The organism is Micromonospora sp. HM134 (assembly GCF_007833915.1).
GTDB lineage: Bacteria > Actinomycetota > Actinomycetes > Mycobacteriales > Micromonosporaceae > Micromonospora > Micromonospora wenchangensis.
In genome coordinates this window covers 4,889,380-4,902,059 of the sequence record NZ_CP041061.1, presented here as the reverse complement: position 1 = coordinate 4,902,059, position 12,680 = coordinate 4,889,380, and the positions used below count along the sequence as shown (strand labels likewise).

General features: G+C 73.7%; 15 protein-coding genes. 9 read left to right on the top strand and 6 right to left on the bottom strand.

Going from position 1 to position 12,680, the window contains the following annotated elements:
• Positions 1–20 precede the first annotated feature (20 nt).
• The 3 genes from FJK98_RS20990 to FJK98_RS20980 all read left to right on the top strand — a co-directional run bounded on the left by FJK98_RS20990 (position 21) and on the right by FJK98_RS20980 (position 2,940).
• Entirely contained in the window at positions 21–1,259 is a 1,239-nt protein-coding gene (locus FJK98_RS20990) for a hypothetical protein (protein ID WP_145920557.1), read from the top strand.
• Between the two features lie 155 nt (positions 1,260–1,414).
• A complete protein-coding gene (locus FJK98_RS20985; RefSeq protein ID WP_145920556.1) occupies positions 1,415–2,059 on the top strand; it encodes a hypothetical protein in 645 nt (214 codons plus the stop codon).
• Positions 2,056–2,940 carry a fructosamine kinase family protein gene (locus FJK98_RS20980; RefSeq protein WP_145920555.1) on the top strand — a complete coding sequence of 295 codons (885 nt, stop codon included), beginning with the start codon at positions 2,056–2,058 and terminating at the stop codon, positions 2,938–2,940. Before FJK98_RS20985 ends, FJK98_RS20980 begins: the two co-directional genes overlap by 4 nt.
• Positions 2,941–2,965: 25 nt before the next feature.
• Here FJK98_RS20980 and FJK98_RS20975 read toward each other — a convergent pair whose 3' ends face one another.
• Positions 2,966–3,355 carry a nuclear transport factor 2 family protein gene (locus FJK98_RS20975; protein ID WP_145920554.1) on the bottom strand — a complete coding sequence of 130 codons (390 nt, stop codon included), beginning with the start codon at positions 3,353–3,355 and terminating at the stop codon, positions 2,966–2,968.
• Between the two features lie 117 nt (positions 3,356–3,472).
• On the opposite strand from FJK98_RS20975, the gene FJK98_RS20970 reads away from it, so the two are divergent.
• The 5 genes from FJK98_RS20970 to FJK98_RS20950 all read left to right on the top strand — a co-directional run bounded on the left by FJK98_RS20970 (position 3,473) and on the right by FJK98_RS20950 (position 7,349).
• A complete protein-coding gene (locus tag FJK98_RS20970) occupies positions 3,473–4,981 on the top strand; it encodes an MFS transporter (RefSeq protein ID WP_145920553.1) in 1,509 nt (502 codons plus the stop codon).
• A gap of 13 nt (positions 4,982–4,994) precedes the next feature.
• Positions 4,995–5,576, top strand: coding sequence for a TetR/AcrR family transcriptional regulator (locus tag FJK98_RS20965; RefSeq protein WP_145920552.1), 582 nt, complete (start codon positions 4,995–4,997; stop codon positions 5,574–5,576).
• A gap of 136 nt (positions 5,577–5,712) precedes the next feature.
• On the top strand, positions 5,713–6,387 hold the full coding sequence (locus FJK98_RS20960; protein WP_205789082.1) for a hypothetical protein: 675 nt from the start codon (positions 5,713–5,715) through the stop codon (positions 6,385–6,387).
• Between the two features lie 159 nt (positions 6,388–6,546).
• The gene (locus FJK98_RS20955) at positions 6,547–6,957 is read left to right on the top strand and encodes a hypothetical protein (RefSeq protein ID WP_145920551.1); all 411 of its coding nucleotides are present in this window, start codon (positions 6,547–6,549) and stop codon (positions 6,955–6,957) included.
• Positions 6,958–7,088: 131 nt separating this feature from the next.
• Positions 7,089–7,349, top strand: coding sequence for a hypothetical protein (locus tag FJK98_RS20950; protein WP_145920550.1), 261 nt, complete (start codon positions 7,089–7,091; stop codon positions 7,347–7,349).
• Here the strand turns inward: FJK98_RS20950 and FJK98_RS20945 are convergent.
• The gene (locus tag FJK98_RS20945) at positions 7,286–8,170 is read right to left on the bottom strand and encodes a hypothetical protein (protein WP_145920549.1); all 885 of its coding nucleotides are present in this window, start codon (positions 8,168–8,170) and stop codon (positions 7,286–7,288) included. The genes FJK98_RS20950 and FJK98_RS20945 overlap by 64 nt on opposite strands.
• A 98-nt stretch (positions 8,171–8,268) precedes the next feature.
• Positions 8,269–9,177: a LysR family transcriptional regulator gene (locus FJK98_RS20940; RefSeq protein ID WP_240762209.1), complete on the bottom strand. Its 909-nt coding sequence runs from the start codon at positions 9,175–9,177 to the stop codon at positions 8,269–8,271.
• Positions 9,178–9,248: 71 nt separating this feature from the next.
• Between FJK98_RS20940 and FJK98_RS20935 the strand changes: the two genes are divergently transcribed.
• A complete protein-coding gene (locus tag FJK98_RS20935; protein WP_145920548.1) occupies positions 9,249–10,127 on the top strand; it encodes an NAD(P)H-binding protein in 879 nt (292 codons plus the stop codon).
• Here FJK98_RS20935 and FJK98_RS20930 read toward each other — a convergent pair.
• Genes FJK98_RS20930 through FJK98_RS20920 form a run of 3 tightly spaced genes read right to left on the bottom strand, consistent with a single transcriptional unit; the run spans position 10,108 to position 12,630 of the window.
• Positions 10,108–11,061, bottom strand: a complete 954-nt coding sequence (locus FJK98_RS20930; RefSeq protein WP_145920547.1) for a hypothetical protein — start codon at positions 11,059–11,061, stop codon at positions 10,108–10,110. The genes FJK98_RS20935 and FJK98_RS20930 overlap by 20 nt on opposite strands.
• A 52-nt stretch (positions 11,062–11,113) precedes the next feature.
• Positions 11,114–11,812, bottom strand: coding sequence for a class I SAM-dependent methyltransferase (locus FJK98_RS20925; protein WP_205789080.1), 699 nt, complete (start codon positions 11,810–11,812; stop codon positions 11,114–11,116).
• Complete coding sequence (locus FJK98_RS20920; RefSeq protein WP_145920546.1) at positions 11,809–12,630, bottom strand: glycosyltransferase domain-containing protein; 822 nt, start codon at positions 12,628–12,630, stop codon at positions 11,809–11,811. The genes FJK98_RS20925 and FJK98_RS20920 overlap by 4 nt, the downstream gene beginning before the upstream one ends.
• Positions 12,631–12,680: the final 50 nt, after the last annotated feature.

Here is a 12,680-nt window from a genome sequence, read left to right as displayed (position 1 = left end):
GACTGGGTACGATGCCCGGCGTGCCTCTCGTCGCGGACCTGCGTGACCTGCTGAAAGACCCCTCGTTCTGGTCGGCCTACGACCGCCCCGACGGCGACGACGGTGATGACGACGACGAGCGCTGGGCGGATCATCCCGGGTGGACGGTGACGGCGGACGTCGGCGGCGGCCACACGCTCGTCCTGGAGATCGACATCGATCTCGGCATGGTGAACCTCGGTGTGTGCCCGCCCGGCGTGACCGAGCCGCTGCCGCTGGGCTGGGACGACGACGCGCACCCCTTCCCGCACGCCCTGCGCTGGGACGAACTGGACCTGATCGCGCGGGCCGTCGCGTTGCGGGACCCGGACCTGCCGCATCCCGGCCCGTTGCTGGCGCTGGCCGGCCGGTTCGTGCTGCTCGGCGAGCACGACGACATCGACGCGGTCACCCCGTTGCTGGCCGCCGCCTTCGGGACCGGCCCCGCCGACGCCGGCTACCGGCCGACGGTCCGCTCCTGGCTGTACCGGTGCGACGGGCGTGGCAGGGGCGTCACCTGGCGGCGCGACGACGCCGGGAACTGGACCGTCGAGCAGGACGAGGACCAGGCCGGCGACTTCATGCTCTACAGCCTGCGCGGCCCGCGGTCGGAGTTCCCGTTCGACGCGTGGCGGGAGCTGCTCGTCGCCGCCGGGCGTACCGTCGCCGACGCCGTACCCGGGCCGGCGCGGGAGACTCTCGGTGACCTGCCGGCTCGTGCCGTCGCCGACCGCGACCTGGGCCTGGCCGCGCTGGCCGGCCGGACGCTCGCCGCCGCCGGTGGCGGGCATCCGGTGGTCCTGCGTGGACTCGCCGAACCCGTGCACCCCGCCGTGGTCTGCTGGATCCTCGAAACGGTCACCGGCGCGGCGCAGGGTGCCCTCGTCGCACGGTGGTTCGGTCCGAGCGCCCTGCGCGGGGCCCGCCGCTACCGGCTGAGCCTGCACCTGGAGATCGGCGGACGGCCGGATCCGCGTGGGTACGCCACCACCGTGACCCGCGACCTCGACCGGGCACTGCGCGACCGGGGCCTGGGCCACGCCCGGCAGAGCGGCAGCAGCATGCGCAGGGACGCCTCCGGCGGCTACGTCACCCACGCCGTCAGCCTGGACATCGCGGTCTTCGACGATCTCGCCGCCGGCACCGAACTCGTCCGGCACACGCTGCTGCGCCACGACCCGGCACCGGGGACCGTGCTGCGCCGCCACGGGCACACCGACGCCGTGGTGGCGCTGCGGTGACCGCAGCGCCTCGGCGGCGGCAGATCGGTTGACGCGCCGGGGACCCGGGCGGGGCCGACCGGCACGAACGGTCGACGCCCGCGACATTCGCCCTACCCGTCGGCTGCCGGGGCGGCACTATGCTGCGACCAGGCTCCGTCGAGCAGGGAGATGACGTGTCGCGTCGTACCGGTAGGCCCTCGTATCTGCTGTCCGCGTCGCCACCCCGCCGTCGCCGTCTGTCCTGGCTCGCCGTCGTCGCCGCGATCGGGCTCGTCGTCGCCCTCGTCGGCGGCGGCATCGGGTACGCGGTCGGTCGACCGGACGCCACCGAGTCGACCGTCGCCGACCTGCGTCGGGCCGAGGCGAAGCGGGACACCCAGCAGATCACCGAGCTGACGGCCACCGCCCGACGCCTCCGCGAGGAGATCGCCCCCGTGCTCGACGCCCTGCGGGCCGAGCCGGCGGCCGACGCGCGCCAGGCACGCGAGTGGCAGCAGACCCTGCGGCGGGCGGCGGAGCCGTTCGCCAACCCGCCGTCGGGCACCACGGCGACCAATGTGGCGCGCGGCGGCCTGCGCGGCGCCGTGGAGCAGACGTCGCTGGCCGTCGAGTCGTACCTCCTCGCGGTCACCGGGCCGCCCGCGCAACGGGCCGCGTTGACGGCACTGGCGAAACGGCAGGCGGACCAGGCCGCCGCCGCCTGGTCCGTCGCCGCCACCCAACTCGACCAGGTCAACGTCGATGCCGGCCACGGCCACCAGCACGTCTACCTGGAGGGCGACCAGCACGACGGCGCGGAGGAGGGCACCGGCGGGTGACCGGGGCGACGCAACTGCTCACCGAACGGTTGGTGCGGGCCGGGATCGGTGACGTCGTCGCCGTCGAGCCGGTGAGCGGTGGTCTCGCCGCGCTCGCCGGGATCGCCCACCGCCGGGACGCGCCGCCGGTCTTCGTCAAGACCTTCGCCGAAGCGCCCGACGGCGACGCCTTCGGCGCGGAGGCCGAGGGTCTGACGGCCCTGCGGGAACTCGGCGGGCTGGCCACCCCCGACGTGGTCGTGGCGAGCCGGGAGGTGCTCGTGCTGTCGCTGCTGTCGCCGAGGCCGTCCGACGGGGCGTTCTGGGAGGGGTTCGCGCACGCACTGGCCCACCTGCACACCAGCACCGTCCATCCCCGTTTCGGCTGGCACCGGGACAACTGGTTGGGACGTCGCCGGCAGGTCAACACCTGGGCCGACGACGGCTTCGCCTTCTTCGCCGAGCACCGCCTGCTGCGGTGGCTGCCCGAGCCGAGGGTCCGGGCCGCGCTCGACGCCGCCGACCGGACCGCGGTGGAACGGCTGTGTGCCCGGCTGCCCGAGCTGCTGCCGGTCCGGCCGGCCTGCCTGACCCACGGTGACCTGTGGTCGCAGAACGTGCTGTCCGACGGGGCGGGGCGGGCGGCGCTTATCGATCCGGCGGTGTCGTACCTGTGGCCCGAGGTGGACCTGGCGCACCTGTGGACCACGGCGGCCCCACCGGAGTCGAGCCGGTTCTTCGCCGTCTATGCCGAGCTGACCGGCCTCGACGGCGACTGGCGGGCCCGCATGCCGATCATCCAGCTGCGGCAGCACCTGGCGGTGCTGGCCCAGTTCGACGACGACTGGGGCGCCGCCGGGACGATCCGCGCCACCCTGGCCCCGTTCCGGTCGCGGGCCTGACCGGCCCGGGGCGTGGCGGTCCCGGTCACGGTTGCGGCACCCCGGGTGGCTGCCGGTCCGGCCAGAACGGCCATTCCTCGAACGACCGGCACCGCCCGTCGTCGGCGAAGCGCATCACCCACAGGTCGCGGTACTCCTGCGTGACCGGGTCGCCGTAGTGGACCTCGTGGCGGGACACGGCGGTGTCGCCGTCGACCGCGACGACCGAGCTGGTCATCCGGAAGACCTCGTCGGGGCCGTCGCGCTGTTCCTCCCACATCCGGGCGATGGCCGGCAGGCCCACCACGGGGGTCAGGTAGGGCCCCTGCTGGTAGCTGGCGTCCTCGGTGAAGAGCGTGACCAGGGTGTCCGTACCCGGTGTCCGCCAGGCCCGCTCGTAGGCGACGAGCCAGTCGTCGACGTGTCCGCTGTCCATGTGCCCACCCTGCCATCCGACCGGTCCCCGCACCCCCGGGACGCTCCTGCGGCGGGCGGCAAGGGGTGCGGCACGTCACCCTGACGAACTGTACCGGCTGGTCGGTACAGTTTCGGCGTGCTCACGTCCGCGACCCCGGTCGCCGCTCCGGTGCTGTCCACCCGCCGCCGCTGGGCGGCGCTGGCCGTCCTGGCCGCGGCGGTGCTGCTGCTCGCCGTCGACGGGACGGTGCTCTCGCTGGCGGTGCCGGCGCTCACCGCGAGCCTGGCCCCGACCGCCGAGCAGGTCCTCTGGATCGGTGACGTCTACTCGCTGACCCTGGCGGGGCTGCTGGTGCTGATGGGCAACCTGGCCGACCGGTTCGGGCGTAAGCGGGTCCTGCTGATCGGTTCGGTGGCGTTCGGCGCGGCCTCGCTGCTGGCCGCGTTCGCCCCCAGCGCGCCGGCGCTGATCGGGGCCCGCCTGCTGCTCGGGGTGGCCGGCGCGACGCTGATGCCGTCCACCCTGTCGCTGATCCGCAACATCTTCACCGACAGCGGCGAACGGACCCGGGCGATCGCCATCTGGTCCACGGCCTTCGGCGCCGGGTCGGCGGTCGGTCCACTCGTCGGCGGGTTCCTGCTGGAGCACTTCTGGTGGGGCTCGGTGTTCCTCATCAACGTCCCGGTGATGGTCCTGGTGGTGACCTCCGGACTGCTGCTGCTCCCGGAGTCCCGGGACCCCCGACCGGGCCGCTTCGACGTGCTCTCCGCGGTGCTGTCCATGGCGGCGGTCGTGCCGCTGGTGTACGCGGTCAAGCACGTGGTCGGGGCCGGCGTCGACGGCGTGACGGTGTCCTGCCTGCTGGTCGGCCTGACCGCGGGCGTGCTGTTCGTGCGGCGGCAGCGGCGGCTGGAACAGCCCATGCTCGACGTCGAACTGTTCGGCAACCCGGCGTTCCTCGGGGCGGTCGTCGCCAACGTCATCGCGATCTTCGCGCTGGTCGGCATGCTGTTCTTCTTCTCCCAGTACCTCCAGTTCGCCCGGGGGTTCGGCCCGTTGCAGGCGGGCCTGGCCGAGTTGCCCGCGACCCTGGCCTCGATCGTCGTCGTGGTGATCATCGCGTCGGTCGTGGCCCGGCTCGGCCGGGGCCGGGCCATCGCGCTCGGCCTGGGCCTGGCCGCCGCCGGGCTGGCCGCGGTGGCGGCGGCCGCGCACGCGCCGTACCTGTGGCTCGGTCTGGCGCTCGTGCCCATCGGTCTCGGCATCGGGCTGGCGATGACGCTGACCGGCGACGCCATCATCTCGGCCGCGCCGCCGCGCAAGGCCGGTTCCGTCTCGGCGATCACCGAGACCGCCAACGAACTCGGCGTGGTGCTGGGCATCGCGGTGCTCGGCTCCCTGTTGTCGCTGGTCTACCGGCACGCGGTGAACGTGCCGGCCGGGCTGCCGGCCGCCGACGCGGCCCGGGTCCGTGACTCGCTGGGCTCGGCGTTGCAGGTGCTGCCGCCGCAGGCCGTGGCCGGTGCCCGGGACGCGTTCATCACCGGCGTCCAGGTCACCTCGTCGCTCGCCGCGGCGCTGACCCTCGGCGCGGCGGTGCTGGCCTGGGTGCTCATCCCCTCACCGCGCCCACCACGGCCGTAGGTACGGTGTCGCCGTGGGACGCACAGCCGGCCGGTCGCCGCAGGACACCCGACGTGCCCTGCTGGACGCCGCCGCTGATGCCGTCCGCGCCCGGGGGATCCACGCCTCGCTGGACGACATCGCCCGCTTCGCCGGCGTGTCCAAGGGCGGGCTGATCTACCACTTCGCCAGCAAGGACGAACTGATCCTGGAACTGGCCCGCGACCAGCTCGCCGCCTTCCACGCCGGCATCGACGCCGCGCTGGACCCCGCCGACACCGCACCGGGACGGCTGACCCGGGCCTACCTGCGCGCGTCGGTCGCGCCCGCCGACGACGACGCCGCCGTACGCGCCTCGCTGGCGCTGGTCACCCAGCTCATGACGGTGCCCGCGGTCGCCGAACTCGCCCGCGCCGACGCGGAACGGCTGGAGGCGGCCCTCGCCGCCGACGGGCTGCCCGCCGACGTGCTGGCGCTCGTGGTGGCGGCGGCGGACGGCATGAGCACCGCGCCCCTGTGGGGTGCCCCGACGCACACCCCCGCCCACCGACGACTGGCGGAACGGCTGCTGCACCTGACCCGGCATCCGCACCTGTGGGAGACCCTCACCCCCTGAGCCGGGCGACCCGTGCCGACCCACCACGGACCCGGTGCCGGCACCTGCCGGCGTCCCGCCACAGACGGTATCCTCATCCACTCTCGTCGATCGGCGAGGTGGTTTCGTTCCACTCCGCACACCCTTCGGAGGCACGATGAGGTTCCGCATCACCCGTACGCTCGGCGCACTCACGCTCGTACTGGGAGCCGTCGCCGTGCCGGCGACCCCGGCCGCCGCGCACGAGACCGCCGACCCGATCGCGGTCTACCCGCCGATCCAGGACTCGTCCACCTGGAACAGGTTCGGCGAGTCCGGGCCGGCCAGCCACCACATCGTGTTCGGCAACTGGGGCTACACCAACGACTGGGCGGTCGACATCTACCGCAACCCGGGGGCCACCGTCGTCTCCCCCTTCGGCACCAAGACCGCAGCCGGGCACCCGGTCGCGGTCACCGTCGTCACCGTCCGACCGGGCTGCGCGACCGGCAACCTCGCCGACGGCGGCTACCGGATCGGGCTGGAGGCCCGGGACACCACGACCGGCGGGGTCGTCGGCCGGGCGGACGTGATGCACGTGAACAACAAGCCCGGCGGTGTGGTCGTCGGTGCCTCGGTCGGCCCGTGGACCAAGCTCGGCGAGACCGGCCGGTTCCGGTACTCCAGCTGCTACCAGGTCAACGGGGACAGCGGCGCGCACATCCACCTTGAGGTGATCAACCAGCACCGCTACTCCTGCTACGTCAGCCGGGCCGCCGGCGCCGCCCTGACCGACCTGACCGTGGTCGGCCGGATCGGCGTCCACTACTCCGGCCAGCGCGCCGCCTGCTGACGGCGGCCGGCGGGTCCGCGCCGGGCGCTGTCGGTTGGTCGGCAGTGTCCGGGCACGGACAGTGCCCGCCGTGTGACGCCGGGTCCGACCCATGATGGTTCACGTCGACGTGCCGTCGCGACAGGCCGGCGGACGGGACACCCGGTCAGGAGGATGGGCATGCCGTTCGAGGTCGATTTCAACTGGGCATCACAGGCCGTCATCGAGACGGTGGCAGTGCCGTTCCCGTCCCTGGAAACGCCCCCCGACGTGGTCGTCGCCGACCCCGCGGTCCCGCAGTTGGAGTTCCACCACTCCGGCCCGGTGACGGTCACGATGCTCGGCAGCGGCCGGTGGAACCGCGACTCCAGCTACCGGTTCAACGCCGGCTGCAACCCGGAGCCGCACCACGCGGCGGCGATCGGGCAGGTCGGGGTGCTCTCCGCCGCGGAGGCGCAGCGGTTGGAGGACTGGTTCCTCCAGCGGTATCCGACCTCCAACCCGGTGGTGCTGAAGAACGGCGGGAAGTGGAACCTCGCCCTCACCCGCAACGGCGCGGTCTTCAACTTCCACGTCGGCGTCCACGACTAGCACCTTCCGGCGCGGGGCGGCCCGGCCGCCCCGCGCCGGCCTCCCGGGGCCTGCCCGAACGGTGGATCAACGATCGGCCACTGTGGATCTACGATCGGTCACAGCCCCGTCACCCCTGCGGAAGGACCCCCATGCCCCTGTCGATGCGCCGCCGGCTCACCCGGCTCGCGGTGGTCGCCACCGCGGCGGCCGCCGTCAGCTTCACCGTCCAGCCGGCCCCGGCCGCCGCCGTGCCGTTCGACTGGAACGGCGCCTTCGCCACGTACGACATCTGCGAGCAGTACCGCATCGACGCCAGCTACTGGGGCGAGGTGAGCAGCAACTGCGTCTACCGCACCCTGCCCGACAGCCAGTACAACGGCTGGTACTTCCGGGCCTGGATTCCGGGCTGAGGCGCATCCGGCGACCGGCCGGCCCGCCGCTGGCCGGTGGGCCGACGCGAGGTCACCGCACCCGTCCGGTACGCCGGACGGGCGGCCACCCCCGCCCGGCACCGGCGGGGGTGGCCGCCCCGGGGGATCAGTCGAGCACCTGGGCGAGCGGGGAGACCCGGACCCAGCACCTGGCCGGGCGCCGGGCTCAGCTCCTTGAACCGCTTCCGGACGGCACCGTAGCTCGGCCAGCTCTGCGCGATCAGCGCCGCGTCCGCGTCGGCGGCGTCCTGCGCCGACCAGAGCATCGCGCCCGCGCTGTTCAACAGGGCGTGGACCTCGTCGCGACCCCCGGCGGCGGCGAGCCGGGCCAACGTCCCCGCCCGGGCCTGCGCCTGTCGGTAGCTGTCGATCAGATGGCCGACGTCGTACGTCGTCCCGGCCGCGTCGCGGGGCGTCAGATGGTCGAGCGAGCGCAGCGACCCGACGGTCGCGGTGACGTACCGCTCCAGCAGCTCCCGGGTCAGCACACCGCCGGCCCGTCGCCCACCCTCGCCCTGCTGCCACTCGGTCAGGCGGCGGACCAGCCGGTCGAGATTGTCCGCGACCAATTGCAATGCGACGGTACGCCGTTGCGCCGACGACAGTTTCCCGATCATCGCCTCGGTCAACTGATCCTCGCTCGGATACGACGTCATGATGATTTTCAGATAGCGGGTCGTCCGCCCGGTCCCGCCCGCGCGGGCGGCGGCGAGCGCCTCGACGACGTACAACCAGCACGACGGTCCCTGCTGCTTTTCCAGCATCGTGGGCACCGTCACGAATCCCTGTTGCTTGGGCACGACTGCTCCGTCCGGCCATTTCGGATGATGGGATCGACGACGGTCCGACAATAGGTGGGAGCTGGTGAGAGGCGTCGTCCCGCAGCTGACTGAGCCGGTTAACGGACAACCCTCACCTGTTCGGGGCCGGTCACGCCGGCCGATCGGAGCGCGCCGATGTCGGCCGGGCGGTCGGCGGCGACGGCGGTGGCGATCCGGACGAACGCCGCCACCGCCAGCGAATGCGAATGCTGCGGCCAGGCCACCGCGAAGGCGGCCTCCGGCGCGTCGTCGACCGGCCGCCACGTCAACTGCGGCCGGGCGTTGCGCGCGGCCACCGAGGCCGGAAACAGCGCGACCATCCGTCCGAGTTCGATCTGCCGCAGCATCTGCACCATGTCCCCGAACGGCGGCAGCTGCTCCCCGTGCCGTACGTAGACGTACGCGCCGGGAACCGCCGGCCGGTGGTCCGCCTCGATGTCGGCCAGCCGCAGCCGGGGCGACCCGGCGAGCGGGTGACCGGCCGGCAGCGCCAGCAGTTGCGGCTCCCGCAGCAGCGGCTCGACGTCCAGCCCGTCGGTGTCGAGCGGCTCGACGACGATCGCCACGTCGGCCTCGCCCGCGCGCAGCAGCCGGGGCTGTTCCCGCCAGCCGGTGAACACGACCTCGACCGGCACCGCCGCCGGTTCGGCGGCGTACGCCGCGAGTACGTCCTCCAGCAGCCCCGCCTCGACGTCGGCCTTCACCGCGAGCACCAGCCTGCCGTCCGTCACCCCGGCCGCCCGTCGGGCCCGGAGGGTGGCGGCGTCGAGCGCGACCAGCGCCGGGAGCAGCGCGCCCACCTCGGTGAGGCCGACGCTGCGGGTGGTGCGCGCGAACAGCCGTACGCCGAGGTCCGCCTCCAGCCCGGCGACCGCCCTGGACAGCGCCGGTGCGGCGATGCCGATCCGGCGGGCCGCCCGGGTGAAGTTGAGTTCCTCGTCGACGGCCACGAAGTAGCGCAGCGCCCTCGACTCCACGGGATTCATGCCCCCAGGGTAATGATCGCGCCCGAACCGGTCCTTCTCCGCACCACGCCCACCGCGTGACGATGGGCGTCATGATCGTCGTCACCACACCCACCGGCACCATCGGTGCCGCCGTGGCCGCCCGCCTGCACGCCACCGGTACGCCACTGCGCCTCGTCGCCCGCGACCCCGCCCGCCTGCCCGAGCACCTGCGTGCGGACGCCGAGGTGGTCGCGGGCTCCCACGCCGACCCCGCCGTGCTCGACACCGCGCTGGCCGACGCCGAGGCGCTGTTCGTGCTCGTGCCGCCGGACCACACCGCCCCGGACGTGACCGGGCACTACCTCGGCTTCGCCCGCCCGATCGGGGCCGCCGTCCGGGCCCACGGCGTACCCCGGGTCGTCGCGGTCTCCTCGCTCGGCCGCGGCTTCACCGGCCCCTCCGGGCTGCTCGCGGCGGCCTGGGCGATGGACTCGGCCATCGAGGCCAGCGACGCCGCCTACCGCTCGTTGCAGCCACCGTTCTTCATGGAGAACCTGCTGCGCCAGGTCGACCTGATCCGCGACGGGGGCAGGTTCGTGCTCCCCTTCGACCCCGACGCGCCGCTGCCCGCCGTCGCCACGGTCGACATCGCCGACGCGGCCACGGCACTGCTCACCGACCGCACCTGGACCGGCCAGGCCGGCGTCCCCGTCCGGCAGCCCGTCGACCACACGCCCCGCGAGATGGCGCAGATCATCACCGAGACGCTCGGCCGGCCGGTCACCTACCACCGGGCCACGTTCGACGACCACCGCGCCCGGTACACGGCGGCCGGAGCCAGCCCGGCGGTCGTCGACGCCATGGTCGAGATGGCCCGCGCGCAGGACGCCGGCGTCTACCCGCCCGCGCCCGGCGGGGGCGGCGGAACCACGTTCCGGCAGTGGTGCGCGTCGACGCTCGCGCCCGCCGTCAGCTCTGCTGGTAGTTGACGGCGGCGAACCCGCACGGCCGGTGCAGGTGCAGGTAGTACGCGCCCTCGCCGTACTCGTCCAGGTCGGCGCCGCCGACCAGACCGACGTAGTCCATCGGCTGCCGGCACCCGGGACAGTCGGGGTGGTCGGCGTCCTGGATCCAGTCGGGCCGGCCACCCAGCGTCGAGCCGCCCTGCTCCCACGCGCTGGCCTGGTAGGGGCTCTGCCGCGGCGCACCGGTCACCGGCAGCGACGCGGGCGGGTCCTCCGCCTCGGTGGAGCCGAGGTGATCCGGGCGGGTGTTCCCGCTCCACCAGGCCGTGTCCCCGGTCGGCGTGACCCGGCTGTACAGCGTCGTGTAGCAGGAACAGAAGTGACACGTCTCGATCACCAGGCGGCCGGACCAGCCGGTGTGCGCCAGCGCGGCACCGACGGCGGGCTCCGCCGGGTCGAGGTCCGCCGCCGTCCACAGCGGCGACGCGCACCACGGGCAGCGCGCCCCGGCCGGCCCGCGCGGTGCCTCCCGCATGATCCACTCGTACGCGGTGTCACCGCACAGGTCCCGCCGGTGCCCCTGCGGGTCGACCGTCCAGCCACCCTTACGCGCGTAGTCCAGGATGTCGACGTGCAGCGCGTCCGCGCCGGCCGGCGGCTGTGCCGACCAGCGGCGCAGGGCGCTCTCGGCCATCGGGTGGGCGACGTGCGCCAGGACGACAAGCAATTGGTTGAGCTGCCCGGGCGCGTCGCCGCCGTCGACCCGTTCGACGACCCGACGGACCACGTCGGCGTCCGCCGCCCGGTACAGCTTCCCCGGCCACACCACGTCCCGGTCGAGCAGTGTGCCGAGGTACGGCGTCAGCCGCCCCGGATCGGTGTCCGCGATCAGCGACAACTCCTCGACCGCGTCGTCGTCCCCGTCGACGGCCACCTGCCTGACCAGCTCCTCGATCACCCGGCGATGCTAACCACCCGCACCGGACCCGCCGCCGGGGCACCGGCCCGGCTCACACCGTGAACGCGGGGCCGGGCCGGCCGATGCCGATCCGGCCGCTGGTCAGGCGGTGCTCGAACGTCACCCCCAGCTCCTCCTCCCAGCACCGCATGATGTCCTGTTCACCCTGCCGGTCGATGTCGTCGAGCACGACGGCGAAGTCCTCGGCGAGCAGCGGCGCGAAGAAGGGACCGGCGGGATACCGGGCGTGCGCGTACCCGGCCCGGTGGGCGGGCGGCCCGTCCACGAGGAGCAGGTCGACGGGCCGGCCCGCCGTCATCTCCCGTAGCCGCTCCTGCGCGTACCAGGTCGGCTCCTCGCCCGGCCACGACGCCGGCACCGGCGTCAGGGGGGCGTGCACCACGGTCACCACGTCGGCCAGGCCCTCGTCGGCCAGTTCCTGACCGAGCAGCTCCGCCCAGCGCCCGTCGTGCTCCACGGTCCACAGGTGCCCGCCGCGCCGCCGCAGCAGCCGGCCGAGATAGAAGGTGGAGACCCCGCCGCCCAGTTCGACGACGCACCGCCGCCGGTTCACCATGATCTCGTTGAGCACCGCGACCACCCCGCTCGGGCGCATGGCGCTCGCGCTCCACGGCAGGTACGTCAGCGACAGCGGGGCCAGCGCCTGCATCGCCAGCAGGTCGTTGCGCTGGAGCTCGTTGCGTTGCAGCGACGGACGGTGGCGCTGCTCGTACTCCGGTCGACCGGTCACCGTGGCACCATCCCCACCAGCCAGGAGGGCAGCAGACCCTCGTCGAGCAGGTCGAGGACCACCGTCTTGGCCAGGGCGGAGGCGAAGTGCACCTGGGCCGCCCCGCTGGGCGAGCGCAGCCGCGACAGGAGCCGGGAGCGTTCCCGCCGGTAGCTGGCCGACTGCCTGCCGTGGGTGCGGAAGTCGTCCGTCCAGCGGTTCAGCTCGCAGAAGTTGCCGACCCTCGGCGCGAAGTTCTCGAACAGGACCGCCCCGTGGTCGAGCCCGACGGTGTCCGGTTCGAGGAGCTGGACGAGGGTCCAGTAGTACTGGTCGCTGGTGCCGTGCAACCGGTCCGTGTCGACCTGGTGCGTCCGCAGCCGGTTCAGCAGCGGGAAACGCCCGCTCGGGGGGTCCGGATACGCCGCGCACAGGGCGAGGATGTCACCGGCGGGCCCGAGGAAACCGCCGCTGTTGAGGTACGGGTACGGGCCGACGGGCGGGTCCTCGTGCAACGCGAGACCGACGGGGCCCATCGGCCAGCTGTTCGGCTCGGCGCTGAACACGACACGCTGCGCGAAGCCCGCGTACGCGGTGCGGATGTGCTCCTCCCCGCGCAGCAGGAGGGTGTCGTACGCGTCGGTGAACAGCACCAGCTCGTCCGGTGCGACGTGCCGGGCGAGGTAGTCGGTCAGCAGCGCCCGCTTGTCCCGTGGCCGGAACCCCTTCTGCCGCCCCTGGAGGACGACCAGCCCGAGCCCCACCGCCGCGCAGGACGGCTCCAGCAGCCGCCGCAGGAAGGGGTGGTCGAGGTCGGTGGCGATGGTGATGACCCGCATGGTCGGCGTCCAATCGTGCTGGTGGTTCGTGCCGTTGGACCGCACCGGAT

Bases quoted from the DNA above. Each gene is read 5' to 3' on its own strand.
- FJK98_RS20975 (WP_145920554.1), bottom strand. From the start codon at position 3,355: ATGGACAGCGGACACGTCGACGACTGGCTCGTCGCCTACGAGCGGGCC.
- FJK98_RS20960 (WP_205789082.1), top strand. From the start codon at position 5,713: ATGAGGTTCCGCATCACCCGTACGCTCGGCGCACTCACGCTCGTACTG.
- FJK98_RS20955 (WP_145920551.1), top strand. From the start codon at position 6,547: ATGCCGTTCGAGGTCGATTTCAACTGGGCATCACAGGCCGTCATCGAG.
- FJK98_RS20950 (WP_145920550.1), top strand. From the start codon at position 7,089: ATGCCCCTGTCGATGCGCCGCCGGCTCACCCGGCTCGCGGTGGTCGCC.
- FJK98_RS20940 (WP_240762209.1), bottom strand. From the start codon at position 9,177: ATGAATCCCGTGGAGTCGAGGGCGCTGCGCTACTTCGTGGCCGTCGAC.
- FJK98_RS20935 (WP_145920548.1), top strand. From the start codon at position 9,249: ATGATCGTCGTCACCACACCCACCGGCACCATCGGTGCCGCCGTGGCC.
- FJK98_RS20920 (WP_145920546.1), bottom strand. From the start codon at position 12,630: ATGCGGGTCATCACCATCGCCACCGACCTCGACCACCCCTTCCTGCGG.